This is a genomic window from Pseudokineococcus lusitanus, from assembly GCF_003751265.1.
Taxonomy (GTDB): Bacteria; Actinomycetota; Actinomycetes; order Actinomycetales; family Quadrisphaeraceae; genus Pseudokineococcus; species Pseudokineococcus lusitanus.
The window spans coordinates 83,998-99,572 of the sequence record NZ_RJKN01000009.1 but is presented as its reverse complement, the minus strand read 5'-3'; the positions used below and the strand labels follow the sequence as shown (position 1 = coordinate 99,572).

Annotated in this window: 15 protein-coding genes; 10 read left to right on the top strand and 5 right to left on the bottom strand. The window is 77.5% G+C overall.

Annotated elements, in window-relative coordinates:
- Nucleotide 1: 1 nt before the first annotated feature.
- Nucleotides 2-802 (bottom strand): polyphosphate--glucose phosphotransferase, encoded by an 801-nt coding sequence (gene ppgK / locus EDC03_RS15575; protein ID WP_277872086.1) that lies wholly within the window; start codon nucleotides 800-802, stop codon nucleotides 2-4.
- Nucleotides 799-1,686, bottom strand: a complete 888-nt coding sequence (map, locus tag EDC03_RS15570; RefSeq protein ID WP_123381176.1) for a type I methionyl aminopeptidase — start codon at nucleotides 1,684-1,686, stop codon at nucleotides 799-801. Before map ends, ppgK begins: the two co-directional genes overlap by 4 nt.
- Nucleotides 1,687-1,836: 150 nt before the next feature.
- On the opposite strand from map, the gene EDC03_RS15565 reads away from it, so the two are divergent.
- The 3 genes from EDC03_RS15565 (at nucleotide 1,837) to EDC03_RS15555 (ending at nucleotide 5,331) form a co-directional block, all read left to right on the top strand.
- Nucleotides 1,837-3,660, top strand: coding sequence for an alkaline phosphatase D family protein (locus tag EDC03_RS15565; RefSeq protein WP_199720315.1), 1,824 nt, complete (start codon nucleotides 1,837-1,839; stop codon nucleotides 3,658-3,660).
- A 77-nt stretch (nucleotides 3,661-3,737) separates the two neighbouring features.
- Nucleotides 3,738-3,929 (top strand): hypothetical protein, encoded by a 192-nt coding sequence (locus EDC03_RS15560; protein ID WP_123381175.1) that lies wholly within the window; start codon nucleotides 3,738-3,740, stop codon nucleotides 3,927-3,929.
- A complete protein-coding gene (locus EDC03_RS15555; RefSeq protein ID WP_123381174.1) occupies nucleotides 3,910-5,331 on the top strand; it encodes a hypothetical protein in 1,422 nt (473 codons plus the stop codon). Before EDC03_RS15560 ends, EDC03_RS15555 begins: the two co-directional genes overlap by 20 nt.
- A gap of 24 nt (nucleotides 5,332-5,355) precedes the next feature.
- Here the strand turns inward: EDC03_RS15555 and EDC03_RS15550 are convergent, their stop codons facing one another.
- From EDC03_RS15550 to EDC03_RS15540, 3 genes are read right to left on the bottom strand one after another with little or no spacing between them, the layout of a single operon-like run.
- Nucleotides 5,356-6,363: a TIGR03557 family F420-dependent LLM class oxidoreductase gene (locus EDC03_RS15550; protein ID WP_123381173.1), complete on the bottom strand. Its 1,008-nt coding sequence runs from the start codon at nucleotides 6,361-6,363 to the stop codon at nucleotides 5,356-5,358.
- Nucleotides 6,360-7,400, bottom strand: a complete 1,041-nt coding sequence (locus EDC03_RS15545) for an SDR family NAD(P)-dependent oxidoreductase (protein WP_123381172.1) — start codon at nucleotides 7,398-7,400, stop codon at nucleotides 6,360-6,362. The genes EDC03_RS15550 and EDC03_RS15545 overlap by 4 nt, the downstream gene beginning before the upstream one ends.
- Complete coding sequence (locus tag EDC03_RS15540; protein ID WP_123381171.1) at nucleotides 7,397-8,680, bottom strand: kynureninase; 1,284 nt, start codon at nucleotides 8,678-8,680, stop codon at nucleotides 7,397-7,399. Before EDC03_RS15540 ends, EDC03_RS15545 begins: the two co-directional genes overlap by 4 nt.
- A 44-nt stretch (nucleotides 8,681-8,724) precedes the next feature.
- Between EDC03_RS15540 and pdxT the strand changes: the two genes are divergently transcribed.
- The 7 genes from pdxT to secD all read left to right on the top strand — a co-directional run bounded on the left by pdxT (nucleotide 8,725) and on the right by secD (nucleotide 15,574).
- Nucleotides 8,725-9,363 (top strand): pyridoxal 5'-phosphate synthase glutaminase subunit PdxT, encoded by a 639-nt coding sequence (gene pdxT, locus EDC03_RS15535; RefSeq protein WP_123381170.1) that lies wholly within the window; start codon nucleotides 8,725-8,727, stop codon nucleotides 9,361-9,363.
- 78 nt (nucleotides 9,364-9,441) lie between these two features.
- On the top strand, nucleotides 9,442-10,191 hold the full coding sequence (locus EDC03_RS15530) for a YebC/PmpR family DNA-binding transcriptional regulator (RefSeq protein ID WP_123381169.1): 750 nt from the start codon (nucleotides 9,442-9,444) through the stop codon (nucleotides 10,189-10,191).
- 125 nt (nucleotides 10,192-10,316) lie between these two features.
- Nucleotides 10,317-10,919 carry a crossover junction endodeoxyribonuclease RuvC gene (gene ruvC, locus EDC03_RS15525; RefSeq protein ID WP_123381168.1) on the top strand — a complete coding sequence of 201 codons (603 nt, stop codon included), beginning with the start codon at nucleotides 10,317-10,319 and terminating at the stop codon, nucleotides 10,917-10,919.
- Nucleotides 10,920-10,995: 76 nt separating this feature from the next.
- Nucleotides 10,996-11,613 carry a Holliday junction branch migration protein RuvA gene (gene ruvA, locus EDC03_RS15520; protein ID WP_123381167.1) on the top strand — a complete coding sequence of 206 codons (618 nt, stop codon included), beginning with the start codon at nucleotides 10,996-10,998 and terminating at the stop codon, nucleotides 11,611-11,613.
- A 167-nt stretch (nucleotides 11,614-11,780) separates the two neighbouring features.
- Complete coding sequence (gene ruvB, locus EDC03_RS15515) at nucleotides 11,781-12,848, top strand: Holliday junction branch migration DNA helicase RuvB (protein ID WP_241967223.1); 1,068 nt, start codon at nucleotides 11,781-11,783, stop codon at nucleotides 12,846-12,848.
- A 139-nt stretch (nucleotides 12,849-12,987) separates the two neighbouring features.
- Nucleotides 12,988-13,314 (top strand): preprotein translocase subunit YajC, encoded by a 327-nt coding sequence (yajC, locus tag EDC03_RS15510; RefSeq protein WP_123381166.1) that lies wholly within the window; start codon nucleotides 12,988-12,990, stop codon nucleotides 13,312-13,314.
- 61 nt (nucleotides 13,315-13,375) lie between these two features.
- Entirely contained in the window at nucleotides 13,376-15,574 is a 2,199-nt protein-coding gene (gene secD / locus EDC03_RS15505) for a protein translocase subunit SecD (protein WP_123381165.1), read from the top strand.
- Nucleotide 15,575: the final 1 nt, after the last annotated feature.

Sequence of the window (15,575 nt, the reverse complement as noted above, 5' to 3'; positions counted from 1 at the left end):
GTCAGCCGGCCGAGGCGCCCTCCGCCGCAGCCGCCTCCGCCGCCAGCGCCGCCGCTCCGACGATGCCGGCCGAGTTGAGCAGGCCGGCGGGCACCACCGGCGTCCGCAGGTCCAGCAGCGGCAGGAACTTCTCGCTCTTCTTGCTGACGCCGCCGCCGACGACGAGGAGGTCCGGCTGCAGGAGCGCCTCGACCGTCTCGAGGTAGCGCTGGAGCCGCTTGGCCCAGTCCTTCCAGGACAGGTCCTCGCGGTCCCGGGCGGCGTCGGAGGCCTTCGTCTCGGCGTCGTGGCCGTCGACCTCGAGGTGCCCCAGCTCGGTGTTCGGCACGAGGACGCCGTCGTGGAGCAGCGCCGTGCCGATGCCCGTGCCGAGCGTCAGGACGACGACGACCCCCTGGACGCCCTTCGCCGCGCCGTAGCGGGCCTCGGCGACGCCGGCGGCGTCGGCGTCGTTGACGACGTGCACCGAGCGGCCGGTCAGCGTCCGGAGCAGCTCGGCGACGTCGGTGCCGATCCACGCCTTGTCGACGTTGGCCGCGGTGTGCGCGACCCCGCGCTTGATGACCGCCGGGAAGGTCACGCCGAGCGGGCCCTCGGGCCAGCGCGCCGCGATGCCGGCGACGACGTCGGCGACCGCGCCCGGGGTGGACGGCTGCGGGGTCGCCTCCCGCACGCGGTCCTCGGCGAACTCGCCGGCCGCCAGGTCGACGGGGGCGCCCTTGATGCCCGAGCCGCCGATGTCGATGCCGAGCGCCCGGCCGCTCAGCGCGGGGAGGCCCTCGTGGCCCGTCGTGGCGGTCACGGCAGCGTGAGGATCTCGGGGCCGGCCTCGGTCACGAGCACCGTGTGCTCGAACTGGGCGCTGCGCCGTCGGTCGGTCGTGACGACGGTCCACCCGTCGTCCCACAGCTCGTTGTCGGGGGAGCCCAGGCACAGCATCGGCTCGACGGTGAAGGTCATGCCCACCTCGATGGTCTCGTCGTGCAGCGGGGCGGCGTCGTAGTGGGGCACCACGAGGCCGGAGTGGAAGGACGTGCCGATGCCGTGCCCGGTGTACTCGCGCACGACCCCGTAGCCGAAGCGCCGGGCGTAGGACTCGACGACGCGGCCGACCACGTTGATCTCGCGGCCGGCGACGGCGGCGCGGATGCCGCGGAGCGTCGCCGCCTCGGTGCGCTCGACGAGCAGCCGAGACTCCTCGTCGACCTCGCCGACGCAGAAGGTGGCGTTCGTGTCGCCGTGCACCCCGACGCCGTCGACGACGACGTACGCCGTGACGTCGACGTTGACGAGGTCGCCGTCGGCCAGCACCGTCGAGTCGGGGATGCCGTGGCACACCACCTCGTTGACGCTCGTGCACAACGACTTCGGGAAGCCGCGGTAGCCGAGCGTCGACGGGTAGGCGCCGTGGCCGATGAGGAACTCGTGCCCGACGGCGTCGAGGTCGTCGGTGGTCGCGCCCGGCACGGCGTGCCGCCCGACCTCCGCGAGCGCCTGCGCGGCCAGCCGGCAGGCGACCCGCATCCGCTCGACGGTGGCGGCGTCCTTGACCTCGGGCTCGGTGGACGGCGCGGGCTCCGGGCGGCCGACGTACTCGGGGCGGGGCACGGACGCCGGCACGGGACGGCGCGGGGAGACGGTGCCGGGTCGCAGCACGCCGCGCGGCGCGGTGGTCGGGACGGCCATGGCGGCAGTCAAGCACCGTCCGCCGTCGGGCGGCGCGGTCACCCGCCGGACGTCCGCCCGGCACGCGGCCCCGACCCGTGGCGAGCCCGCCGTCCGGCGTTCACCGCGGCGACGCCCGGCGGACGTCGGGGCGGACGAGCGTCCTCGGACGTGACCGCAGCGCTGCCCACGGCCCCGTCCGCCCCGGCCCGGACGGGCCCCGACCTGTCACGGCGGGGAGTCCTGCTCGGCGGGGCCGCCGCCGGCCTCGTGGGGCTCCCCACGACCGACGCCCGGGCCGCGGTCGGCGACATCACCTCGCGTGGAGGGGTGTTCGGCTTCGGCGTGGCGAGCGGCGACCCGACCGCCACGGAGGTGCTGCTGTGGACCCGCGTCACGCCGGTGCCGTACGCGGTCCCGGGCAGCGGTCGCGGCCCAGCCCGCGACGTCGTCTGGGAGGTCGCCGCCGACGAGGCCTTCCGGCACGTCGTCCGCCGCGGCACCACGCGGACCGACGCGAGCCGGGACCACACCGTCAAGGTCGTCGTCGACGGCCTCGAGCCCTACACGGAGTACTGGTACCGCTTCCGCGTCCGGCGAGCCGTCTCGCCGGTGGGCCGCACGCGCACCTCGCCGGACGAGCCCGGGACGACCCACGCCCTGCGGCTGGCCTTCGCCTCGTGCAGCAACTACACGGGCGGCTACTTCACCGCCTACCGCGGCATCGCCGCCCGGGACGACCTCGACCTCGTCCTGCACCTCGGCGACTACGTCTACGAGTACGGCAACACGCCCGCGCAGCCGGGCGTCCCCGGGTCCGGCGACCGCTACGGGCCCCCGGAGCTCGTGGGCGTGCGCGACCACCGGCCCGCGGTCGAGATGGTGTCGCTCGAGGACTACCGGGTGCGGCACGCGCTCTACAAGGCGGACCCCGACGCCATGGCCGCGCACGCGCGGCACCCCTGGGTCGTCATCTTCGACGACCACGAGATCACCAACGACGCGTACGCCACGGGCGCGGAGAACCACGAGGAGCAGGACGACCCCGGCACGCCGTACACGGGGCCGGGCGAGCCGGAGGGCGTGCGGGCCGAGGGCGACTTCCTCGAGCGGCGGGACCGCGCCCTCCAGGCGTACGTGGAGTGGATGCCGATCCGCGAGCCCGCGGGCTGGCAGCCCGCGGCCCACCGCGGCACCCAGTTCTTCCGCCGCTTCTCCTTCGGCGACCTCGCCGACCTGTCGGTCGTCGAGACGCGGCAGAACCGCTCGCAGCAGGTCCCCGCCACCGTGGGGGGCGCGCCCAACCCGGCCCTCGCCGACCCGTCGCGGCACCTGCCCGAGCCGGAGCAGATGGACTGGCTCGTCGACGCCCTGGCCGGCAGCACCAAGGCCTGGCACCTCGTGGGCAACCAGACGGTCCTCGCGCCGGTCTACGCGCCCGGCAGCACCGCCCCGGTGGTCTTCAACGCCGACCAGTGGGACGGCTACCAGGCCGACCAGGCCCGGCTGCTCACGTCCATGGCCGCCGCGTCGACGGACGCCGTCGTCCTCACGGGCGACATCCACTCCTCGTGGGCCGTCGACCTGCCCGTCGACCCCGCCACCTACGCGGCGGACGGTCGCTCGGCCGGCGTGGAGATGGTCTGCCCCTCGGTGACGAGCAACGGGTTCAAGGAGGTCCTCGGCTCCGCGGCCGCGGCGGCGCGCACGACGGCGGCCTTCCAGGCGCGCAACCCGTGGGTGCGTCACCTCGAGGGCATCGGCCACGGCTTCGCCGTCCTCGACGTGACGCCCGAGCGGGTGCAGGTGGACTTCCACTACATCCGGTCCGGCGGCGACAAGGGCCTCGTCGTCGACCCCCGGCTGGACCCCACGGCGACGACCGCCCACGAGAGCTCCTGGCAGGCCCTGCGCGGCGCCCGGCGGATCACCGGCCCTGTCGCGGAGCTGGGGCGCCGCAGCGACGAGCCTCGCCGGGCGGTGCGCCGCCGCTGATCCCCGCGCACGGCGGGCGGGGACGCCGACGGCCCGGGCTCCGCCCGCCCGGCGTCCCGCCGGGGCACCATGGCCCCATGGCCGACGAGCGGACCGCGTGGTTCTACAACGTGCAGACGGGCGAGGTGGAGCACGGGCCGCAGAGCCTGGGCCGCACGCTCATGGGTCCCTACGAGACCCGGGAGGAGGCGACCCGCGCGCTCGAGGCCGCCGCCGAGCGCACCCGCGCCTGGGACGAGGAGGACCGGCGTGAGGGCGACGACGCCTGAGGACCCCCGGCTGCCCGACGACGACCGCGCCGCGGGCGTCGCCGCGTCGCCCGTCGCGCCCCGGCGCCGCGTCTGGCCCCTCGTCGCGGGCGGCCTCGGCGTCGGCCTCGTCCTGGGCGGCTGCACCGGTCTGGGCGTCGGCCTCGTCGTCGGCGGCTCCGCCGGTGCCGGTCTCGCCGCGGAGCTGCGCGGGACGGCCGGCGCGCCCACCGAGGAGGGGGCCGCCGGCGCCGGCGCCGGGGGCCGCACCGTCGCGGAGGCGCTGCCCGACGAGCTGCCGCGCCTGCGCGAGCTCGTGGCCCGCGAGCGCGGCGTCGCGTGGCGCGAGGAGGTGCCGGTCGAGGCGCTCGACGACGCCGCGTTCGCCGCGGCCCTCGAGGGCACGGACGCGGGCGGCGAGGGCGCCGACGCCGACGGGGGCACCGGCGGCGAGCTCGTCGACGGGCCGCCCGGTCTCGACGACCCCGGGGGCGGCCGCGCCGAGGCCTACGCCGCGCTGGGGCTCACGCCGTCGGCCGCCGCGTTCCGGGCCGCGGCGGAGGCGGGCGACGCCGACGTCGTCGGCTTCTACGACGGCACCGACGGGTCGGTGCTCCTGCGCGGGCAGGAGTGGACGCCGCTCGTCGAGCGCGTGCTCGTCCACGAGCTGACGCACGCCCTCGACGACCAGCAGGTCGACCTCGACGCCCGGCTCGACGCGCCGCGGACGCCGGAGCAGTGGACGGCGGAGGTCGCCGTCGTCGAGGGCAGCGCCGAGCGGGTCGCCTGGGCCTGGTACGACGCGCTCGACGCCGACGGCCGGGCGGCCTACGACGCCGCGCTGGAGGCGGACGCGGCGCAGGCCCCGCCCGACGACGGCGCCCGGGACCCCCTCGCCGACGCGCTCGCCTTCTTCCCCTACGACTACGGGTACCTGCCGGTCGAGGCGGTCGCGGAGGAGGGGCCGGAGGCCGTCGACGCGCTGCTGGCCGCCCCGCTGACGACGACGGAGCAGGTGCTGGCGGCGGTGCCGGACCCGGGAGCGGCGACGGGGCTCGAGCCGGCCGCGGCCGTCGAGGCCCCGCCGGTGCCGGACGGCGCCGAGGCGCTCGGCACGGGCGGTCTCGGGCTGCTCGGCCTGACCCTGCTGCCGCTGGTGGGGACGGGGGAGGAGGGCGGGTACGCCTTCGACCCCGCCGACGTCGTTACCGACGCGTGGACGGGCGACGCGTGGACCGCCTGGACCGACCCCGACGACCCGGCGCGGGTCTGCGTCGCCGTCCGCGTCCTCCTCGACGAGGCGGCCGGGCGCGACGCGCTGCTGGCAGGGCTCGGCCCGTGGGCGGACGCGCGGGCCGGGCAGGGCGAGGTGGTGGCGTCGGGGGAGCGGGGCCTGGAGCTCAGCGGCTGCGGCGACGCCTGAGGCCGTCCCGCCGGCCCGGTCCCCTCAGCGGTGCAGGGCCGGCAGGACGTCCCGGCCGAAGACCTCGAGGAAGCGCCGCTGGTCGCGGCCGACGTCGTGGAGGTACACGCGGTCGAACCCGAGGTCGACGTAGCGCTGGATCGCGGCGCGGTGCACGTCGGGGTCCTCGGAGATGACCATCCGGCCGGCGAAGTCCTCCTCGCGCACGAGCCGCGCCATCGCCGCGAAGTCGTGCGGCGAGCGGATGTCGGCCTTGGGGAACGCCATGCCCCCGTTCGGCCACTCCACGAGCGCGTTCCGCACCGCCTCCTCGTGCGTCGGCGCCCACGACAGGTGCAGCTGCAGCACCTTCGGCATCGTCGCCGGGTCCTTGCCGGCTGCGCGGGCGCCCTCGTCGAAGCGGGCGAGGAGGCCCTCGACCTTCTCGACCGGCGCCCCGACGGTGATGATCCCGTCGGCGTGCCGGCCGGTCCGGGCCGCGTTGAGGGGGCCCGCCGTCGCCACGAGGACGTCGGGCCGCTGCTCCGGCATCGTCCAGAGCCGCGTCGTCTCGTGGCGGTAGTAGGTGCCCTCGAAGCGCGTGTCCTTGCCGGCGGCGGACGCCTCGAAGAGCCGGATCATGAGGTCGACCGCCTCGAACAGCCGCGCGGAGCGCTCCCCGCCCTCGGGCCAGTACGGCGCGACGACGTGCTCGTTGAGCGCCTCGCCCGCCCCGAGGCCCAGCCAGTGCCGCCCGGGGTACATCGCCGCGAGCGTGGCCGACGCCTGGGCGACGACGGCCGGGTGCCAGCGCCACCCCGGGGCGACGACGCCGGAGCCGAAGTCGCCGCGCGTGCGCTCGCCGACGGCGGCGAGGACGGGCCAGATGCTCGCGGCCTGCCCCTGCTGGGGCACCCACGGCGCGAAGTGGTCGCCGGCCATGCACCCCGAGAAGCCGTGCTCCTCGGCGTGGGCCGTGAGGGCCACCGCGTCCGACGGCGTCAGCTGCTCGAGCATCGCCGCGTAGCCGACCGTGAGCCCACCGCTGGTCATGGGCCGACGCTACCCGCGGGAGCGTCCGCCGGCCCCGGTCCGGCGCCCGTCACGGGCCGGACCAGGGCGTCCGTGAGGTCCCAGAGCCGCTGCGCCGCAGCCCGGTCGGCCACCGTGGTCGCGGTCGGCAGGACCGCCGGGAGGCCGGCGAGGGCCGCGGGGCCCCGCGGGCCGACGTGCGCGACGGCGGCGCCCCCGGACGGGCGGGTGGCGGAGGGCCCGAGGACGGCGGCCACGGCCGGCCGGGCGCCGTCCGCCTTGCCCTGCAGGAGGTCCGCCCGCCGCAGGAGGCGGGCCGGGGGCCCGAGCGCCCGCCGGACGAGCGGTCCCGGCGGGCCGCCGCGGGCGAGCGGCTGCGGGTCGGCGGTGTCGAGCAGGTCGACGGCGAAGCCGGGGGAGAAGGCCAGGGCGCGGACCGGCAGGCCCGCCGCCGACAGCCGTCGGTCGAGCTCGGCGGCGTGGAGGAGGACGGCCAGCTTGGAGCGGCAGTAGGCCCGGAAGGAGGCGAAGTCCTCGCGCGACTGCCAGCCGTCCTCGTCCGCCGGCGGGCGCACGAAGCGGTGGGCGATGCTGCCGGCGCCGACGACCCGGGCGGGGCCGTGGCCGGCCTCCGTCGAGCCGCGGCCGCCGTCGACGAGGGCCGGCAGCAGCAGCCCGACGAGCGCCGCGTGGCCGAGGTGGTTGGTCGCGAGCATCAGCTCGTGCCCCTGCGGGCTCGTGCGGCGGCCGTCCGTGCCCGTGACGCCCGCGTTGGCGAGGACCGCGTGCAACGGCCCCGCGTCCGCGACCTCCGCCGCCCCGCGCACGACCGAGCGCAGGTCGGCGAGGTCGAGCACGACCACGGCGACGTCCGCGCCGGGCACCCGGGCGCGGACGGCGTCCGCCGCCCGGCGGCCGCGGTCGGCGTCGCGCGCCCCGAGGAGGACGCGGGCGCCGGCCGCGGCGAGGTCGCGGGCGGCGTACCAGCCGATGCCCGAGGTGGCGCCGGTGACGAGGACGGTGCGACCGGCCCCGGACCCGGCGGGTTCGGCGCTCACGTGACCGTCGAGCGGACGGCGTGCTCGGCGCCGCGGTGCTCGTCCGCGTCGAGGACCGCGCGCAGGGCGAGAGCGGCGCCGACGACGTCGGCGTGCGTCGTCGTCGTGGCCGCGACGCCGAGCCGGACGAGGTCGGGCGCCCGGAAGTCGCCGACGACGCCGCGCGCCGCGAGCGCCCGGACGACGCCCCACGCGTCGGGCGAGCGGACGGCCACGTGGCCGCCGAGCCGGGCGGGGTCGGCCGGGCCGGCGAGCGGCAGCTCCGGCACGAGCGCCGTCAGCGCCTCGACGAGGAGCCCGACGAGCGACGTCGACCGCGCCCGCAGCTGCGCGGCGGTGACGTCGTCGAGGGTCCCCAGCGCCGCCTCGAGCGCGAGGAGGGACAGGACGGGCGGCGTGCCGACCCGCATCCGGCGGACGTCGTCGGCGGGCACGTAGCGGCCGTCCATGGCGAAGGGGTCCGCGTGCCCGTGCCAGCCGGTCAGCGGGGGGTCGACGTCCCGCTGGTGGCGGGCCGCGACGTAGACCCAGGCCGGGGCGCCCGGCCCGCCGGACAGGTGCTTGTACGTGCAGCCGACCGCGAGGTCCGCCCCGGCGGCGTCGAGGTCGACGTCCGTCGCGCCCACCGAGTGCGCGAGGTCCCACAGGGCCAGGGCGCCCACCTCGTGGGCGGCGGCGGTGAGGGCGGCCACGTCGCAGCGCTCGCCGGTCCGGTAGTCGACCTCCGCGAGGGCCAGCAGCGCCACCTCCCCGCCGCGGGCCGCCAGCACGGCGGGCACCTCGTGCGGCCGCGCGGGCACCACCTCGAGGTCGGCGAGGCGGGCCGCTGAGGAGAGCAGGTGGAGGTCGGTGGGGAAGGCGTCCGGGTCGGCGACGACGACGCGCCGGCCCGGCCGCATCCGCGCGGCCGCGACGTAGCACTGGAAGAGCTGGACCGACGTCGAGTCGCCGACGACGACCTGGCCGGGGGCGGCCCCGACGAGGCGGCCGACGGCGTCGCCCACCCGCTGGGGCGCGTCCCACCAGCCCTCGGTGTTCCACGAGGCGACGAGCCCCTCCCCCCACTGGCGCCGGACGGCGTCGGCCACCGCGTCGGGCACGCCCGCGGGCAGCGCGCCGAGGGAGTTGCCGTCGAGGTAGAGCAGCCCCTCGGGCAGCAGGTACCGCCCCGGGAGGTGCCGCAGGGGCTCGGCCTCGTCGAGCTCGTGGGCGCGGGCGAGCAGGGGCGCCGCGGCCGCCGGGCCGTCGTCGTCCGAGGGGGCGGGGCCGGCCGGTCTCATGCGGCGGAGCGTCGCACGCCCGGGGCGCCGTAGCCTCGCGTCACGTGAGCGCGTCCCCCGTCGTCGGCGTCCTGGGCCTGCAGGGCGACACCCGCGAGCACCTGGCGGCCCTGACGGCCGCCGGGACGCGCGCCGTCCTCGTCCGCCGGCCGGCCGAGCTCGCCGCGGTCGACGGGCTCGTGCTGCCGGGCGGGGAGTCGACCGTCATCGACAAGCTGCTCCGCGCCTTCGACCTGCGCGAGCCGCTCGTGGCCCGCATCGCCGAGGGCCTGCCCGTCTACGGCTCCTGCGCCGGGATGATCCTCCTCGCGGACCGGCTGCTCGACGGCACCGCCGACCAGCAGACGCTCGGCGGCCTCGACGTGACCGTCCGCCGCAACGCCTTCGGCCGGCAGGTGGACTCCTTCGAGACCGACCTCGAGGTGGCCGGCGTCAGCGACCGCGGGTGGGAGGCGCCGGGCCCCGAGGACACCGGTCCCGTCCACGCCGTCTTCATCCGCGCCCCGTGGGTCGAGGAGGTCGGCGCCGGGGTCGAGGTGCTGGGACGGGTGGGCACGGGGCCCGCCGCCGGTAAGGTCGTCGCGGTGCGGGCGGGGAACCTGCTCGCGACGTCGTTCCACCCGGAGATCACCGGGGACACCCGGGTGCACCGGCTCTTCGCCGAGGTCGTCCGCACGGCCTGAGGGCGCCACCGGCGCCCCGGGCCCGCGGCACGGTCCCCGGCGGACGGCCGGCGGGCCCCACGCGCAGGAGGTCACCGCATGTCCGGCCACTCCAAGTGGGCCACCACGAAGCACAAGAAGGCCGTCGTCGACGCCAAGCGGAGCAAGCTCTTCGCGAAGCTCGTCAAGAACGTCGAGGTGGCCGCGCGCACGGGCGGCGGGGACCCCGCCGGCAACCCGACGCTCTTCGACGCCATCCAGAAGGCCAAGAAGAGCTCGGTGCCCAACGAGAACATCGACCGCGCGGTGAAGCGCGGCTCCGGTGCCGACGGCGGCGGGGTCGACTACCAGACGATCATGTACGAGGGCTACGGCCCGGGCGGGATCGCCGTCCTCGTCGAGTGCCTCACCGACAACCGCAACCGTGCGGCGTCGGACGTCCGGGTCGCCTTCACCCGCAACGGCGGCGCCATGGCGGACCCGGGCAGCGTCTCGTACCTCTTCTCCCGCAAGGGCGTCGTCACCGTGCCCGCCGAGGGCCTGGAGGAGGACGACGTCCTCGTCGCCGTCCTCGACGCGGGCGCCGAGGAGGTCAACGCCGTGGGCGACGTCTACGAGGTCGTCAGCGAGGCCACCGACCTCGTCGCGGTGCGCACCGCGCTGCAGGAGGCGGGCATCGACTACGACTCCGCCGAGGCGCAGTTCGTGCCCTCGATGCAGGTCGAGGTCGACGTCGAGGGCGCCGAGAAGGTCATCCGCCTCATCGACGCGCTCGAGGACAGCGACGACGTCCAGAACGTCTACGCCAACTTCGACGCCAGCGACGAGGTGCTCGAGCAGGTCGGCTGACCCGCCCGACGGACCACGACCACGGCCGCCGCCCCCCTCGGGGCGGCGGCCGTCGTCGTCCCGGGCCCCGTCGCCGCCCCGCGCGCCTGCGGCCGGGCGGCGGCCCCGGCTGCGACCGTGGGGCCGTGCGCGTGCTGGGGGTGGACCCGGGGCTGACCCGCTGCGGCGTCGGCGTCCTGGACAGCCGGCCCGGGCGGCGGGCCGAGCTCGTCGACGTCCTCGTCGTCCGCACCCCCGTCGACGCGCCGCTCGCGGAGCGGCTGCTCGCGCTGTCCGTGGAGCTCGAGGCCGCGGTCGAGCGGTACCGCCCGGACGCCGTGGCGGTCGAGCGGGTCTTCAGCCGGCACGACGTCAGCACCGTCATGGGCACGGCCCAGGCGTCCGGCGTCGCGCTCCTGGCGGCGGCCCGCGCGGGCGTCCCGGTGGGGATGCACACGCCGAGCGAGGTGAAGGCCGCCGTCACCGGCTCCGGCCGGGCCGGCAAGGAGCAGGTGACGACGATGGTCACGCGGATCCTCGGCCTCGCCGAGCGGCCGCGTCCTGCGGACGCCGCCGACGCCCTGGCCCTGGCCCTGTGCCACCTGTGGCGAGGCGGCGCCCCCGTGCCCGCCGCCGCGGCCGGGGGCCCGACGGCGGCCCAGCGCGCGTGGGCGGCCGCCGAGGCCGCCGCGCGGCGCCCGACGCGCCAGGGCGCCGCCCTGCCGCCCGGAGTCGGACCCGCCCTCTAGCCTTCGGCTCGAACACCCGTCCGACGACGCCGGCGGATCGGCGCCCGCCGCCCGCCCGGCCCCCAGGGGGAGCCCCGTGATCGCCTCCGTGCGCGGCCGTGTCGCCGCCGTCCGCCTCGACGCCGCCGTGCTCGTCACGGGCGGCGTCGGCCTGCTCGTCCACGCGACGCCGGCCGTCCTCGCGGGGCTCCGCGAGGGGCAGGACGCCGAGCTGGCGACCTCCATGGTGGTTCGCGAGGACTCCCTCACGCTCTACGGCTTCGCCGACGACGACGAGCGGTCCGTCTTCGAGATGCTCCAGACGGTCACCGGCGTGGGCCCGCGGCTGGCCCTGGCCATGCTCGCGGTCCACGACCCCGACGGCCTGCGCGCCGCGGTCGCGGGGGAGGACCTCGTCGCGCTGTGCCGGGTGCCCGGCATCGGGCGCAAGGGGGCGCAGCGGCTCGTCCTCGAGCTCGGCGACCGGCTCGGCCCGCCGCGGGGCGACGCCCCCGTCGCGCCGGCCACCGTGCCGCTGCCCGCCGCCGAGGCCGGCGGCGGGCCCGTCGTCGAGGCGCTCGTGGGGCTCGGCTGGTCGGCGCGCGCGGCCGCCGACGCCGTCGCCGCCGTGCAGCCGGCCGACGGCGAGGTCGAGACGCGCGACGTCGCGGGCGTCCTGCGCGACGCGCTGCGGCACCTCGGGCGGGGCCGGTGAGCGGCGGGCCCGGAGGTCGGGCCGGCGACGGCTCGCACGAGCTGGACATCGCGGCCGCCCCCACGGCCGCCGAGGAGGCCGCGCTCGCGGGACGTGCCGTCGGCGGGGACGACGGCCGGCTCGTCGGGGCGGGCGCGGACCTCGACGACCGCGCGGCCGAGGCGGCGCTGCGGCCCACCTCGCTCGAGGACTTCGTCGGCCAGCGCGTCGTCCGGGAGCAGCTGTCGCTCGTCCTCGAGGCGGCGCTGCGCCGCGGCCGCGCGCCGGACCACGTCCTGCTGTCCGGGCCGCCCGGTCTCGGGAAGACGACGCTGGCGATGATCGTCGCCGCGGAGCTCGGCCGGCCCCTGCGGATCACGAGCGGGCCCGCCATCCAGCACGCCGGCGACCTGGCGGCCGTCCTGTCCTCCCTCGAGGAGGGCGAGGTCCTCTTCGTCGACGAGGTGCACCGGATGGCGCGCCCGGCCGAGGAGATGCTCTACGTCGCCATGGAGGACTTCCGGGTCGACGTCGTCGTCGGCAAGGGGGCGGGCGCCACGGCCATCCCCCTGCCGCTGCCGCCCTTCACCCTCGTCGGCGCCACGACGCGGGCCGGGCTGCTGCCCGCACCGCTGCGGGACCGCTTCGGCTTCACCGGCCACCTGGACTTCTACGCGCCGGACGAGCTGGAGCGGGTGCTGCGGCGCTCCGCCGCGCTGCTCGGCGTCGAGCTGACGGCGGACGGCGGCGCCGAGGTCGCCGGGCGCTCCCGCGGCACCCCGCGCATCGCCAACCGGCTGCTGCGCCGCGTGCGCGACTGGTCGCAGGTGCGGGGCACCGGCGTCGTGGACCTCGCGGCGGCCCGCGCGGCCCTGGCCGTCTACGAGGTCGACGAGCTCGGCCTCGACCGCCTCGACCGCGCGGTGCTGCTCGCGCTGTGCCGCCGCTTCGGCGGCGGCCCGGTCGGGCTGTCGACCCTCGCCGTGGCGGTGGGGGAGGAGCCCGACACCGTCGAGACCCTCGCCGAGCCCTTCCTCGTCCGGGAGGGACTGCTCGGCCGCACCCCCCGCGGGCGCGTCGCCACGCCCGCGGCCTGGGAGCACCTCGGCCTCGTCCCGCCGCCGACGGCTGTGGCCGGGCAGGCCGTGCTGCCGGGGCTGCCCGGCGCGGCGGCCGACGACGGGGCCGGGGAGGAGCCGCCCGGGCGCGACGGGCGGGCCGCCGGACGTCCCGGGACGCCCGGCCTGTCCCGTTAGAGTGACGCCGCGCGGCGCACCGGTGCCCGGTCCGTCCGGGCCCTCCGGGGCGCCCTGACGACCGCCCGCGCGGGACCCCGCGCCGCACGCCCCCTGCCCCCGGCGGGGGTCGTGCCCCGACGACCGGAGGCCCGCACCCGTGGACTCGCTGATCCTGCTCCTGCTCCTCGTGCCGCTGCTGCTCATCGCCTTCCGGGGCAGCAAGCAGCGCAAGGCCGTCGCCCAGATGCAGGCGGAGATCGCCCCGGGCCGCGAGGTCATGACCGCGTCGGGCCAGTTCGGCGTCGTCACGCAGGTCACCGACGACCGCGTCGAGATCGAGGTGGCCCCCGGCGTCAGCACCTGGTGGCTGCGCCAGGCCATCGCCCGCACGGTCGAGCCCGTGGCCGACCCCGAGGACGCCGAGGTGGCCGATGAGCACGTCGTCACCGACGAGCGCCCCGACGGGACGCCCCGCTCCTCCTGACCCGACACCTCACCGGGAGGGGCGGGCAGCGCCACCTCCCGCCTCCCGGAGGACGACCCCCGTGGCAGCCAGCACCCGCACCAGCTCGATCCGCACCCTCGTCGCCCTGGGCGCGATCCTCGCCGTGATGTTCGGCGCCGTCGCCGCCGGCACGCGCTTCTCCGACGCGTCGTGGACGCCCGGCCTCGCGCTCGACCTCGCCGGCGGCACCGAGGTCATCCTCACGCCGGTGGCGCAGCCGGGGCAGGAGGGCACCGTCGCCCCCGAGGCCATCGACGACGCGGTGGAGATCATCCGCCAGCGCGTCGACGGCAGCGGCATCTCCGAGGCCACCGTCGGGCGTCTCGGCGAGCAGAACATCCTCGTCGAGCTCCCCGGCGACCCGACGGAGCAGCAGGCGACCCTCGAGCTCATCCGCCAGTCGGCGCAGATGACCTTCCGGCCTGTCCTCACCGTCGGTGCGCCCGGGCCGGTCGACCCGACCACGGGCGCCCCCCTCGGCGAGGACGGCCAGCCGGTCGAGACCCCCGCCACGGAGGCGCCCACCGACGCCCCGGCGACGGAGGCCCCGGCGACCGAGGCCCCCGCGACCGAGGCCCCCGCGACCGAGGCCCCCGCGACCGAGGCCCCCGCGACCGAGACGCCCGCCCCCGAGCCCACCCCGGAGTCGACCTCCGGCAGCCGGGTCCCCGCCGCCCTCGCGGCCGCGACGCCGGCCGTCCCGACGGCCGAGCCCGCGCCCGCGACGACGGGCGCCCCGACCGAGGGCTCGACCGACGCGCCCACCGACCTGCCGACGGACCTGCCGACGGCGCCCGCCGACCCCTCCACGGGGACGGGCAGCGACCTCGCCCAGATCACCCCGGAGGTCGCGGAGCAGTTCGCGGCCCTCGACTGCACCGACCCGGCCAACCGGGCCGGCGGCGTCCAGACCGCCGACGACGCCGTCCTCGTCACCTGCGACCAGACGGGCGAGGCCAAGTACGTCCTCGGCCCGGTGGAGCTGGCCGGCTCGGACATCACCGGCTCGACGTCGGCGCAGGAGACCAACTCCCAGGGCTTCACGACGGGCGGCTGGGTCGTCACCCTCGACTTCACGAACGCCGGCGGGCAGACCTTCGCCGACATCACGAGCCGCATCAGCCAGCTCCCGCCGCCGCAGAACCAGTTCGGCGTCGTCCTCGACGGCCTCGTCATCTCGGCGCCCAGCGTCGCCCAGCCCATCACGGGAGGCACCGCGCAGATCAGCGACGGCGGCTCCGGCACCTTCACCCGGACGACGACGGAGGCCCTGGCCAACCAGCTGCGGTTCGGGTCCCTGCCCGTGTCGTTCGAGGTGCAGACCGAGAGCCAGATCTCCGCGACCCTCGGCGTCGAGCAGCTCGAGCGGGGCATCCTCGCCGGCCTCATCGGCCTCGGGCTCGTCGTCCTCTACTCGCTGTCGCAGTACCGGGCGCTCGGCCTCGTCACGGTCGGCAGCCTCGTCGTCGCGGCGCTGCTGTCCTACGGGGCGATCCTCCTGCTCAGCTGGACCTCGGGCTACCGCCTGAGCCTGCCCGGCGTCGCGGGCCTCATCATCTCGATCGGCGTCACGGCGGACTCGTTCATCGTCTACTTCGAACGCGTCCGGGACGAGGTGCGCGAGGGCCGGTCCGTCGTCGCCGCGGTGCAGACCGGCTGGGCCCGGGCCCGGCGGACGATCATCATCGCCGACGTCATCCAGCTGCTGGCCGCCGTCATCCTCTACGTCCTCGCCGTCGGCGGCGTCCGCGGCTTCGCCTTCACCCTGGGGCTCACGACGATCATCGACCTCCTGGTCGTCATGCTCTTCACGCACCCGGTGATGAGCCTGCTGGCGCGCACCCGTTTCTTCGGCGAGGGCCACAAGCTGTCGGGCTTCGACGCCGAGCACCTCGGGGCGACCGTCGCCGCCTACGCCGGCCGCGGCCGGCTGCGGGGGCCGTCGTCCGGCCGGGAGATCGCGCCGGGGACGGACGACCGGCCCGCGCCGAGCAGCGAGGGGTCCGACGTCGTCACCGGCGGCCCGGACGACCCGTCCGCCTCGGGCGCGCCGAAGCGTCTCACCATCGCCGAGCGCCGTGCCGCGGAGGCCCGGGCGGCCCGCGAGGCGGAGGCCACGCGGACGAGCGACGGCGGGATCGCCGTCGACGAGCGCGCCGACGACCGGACCGACGACCCCGGTGGCACCCCTGACGGCACGACCGGCCCGACCGGCCCCACGACGACCCCGGAGCGCTGAC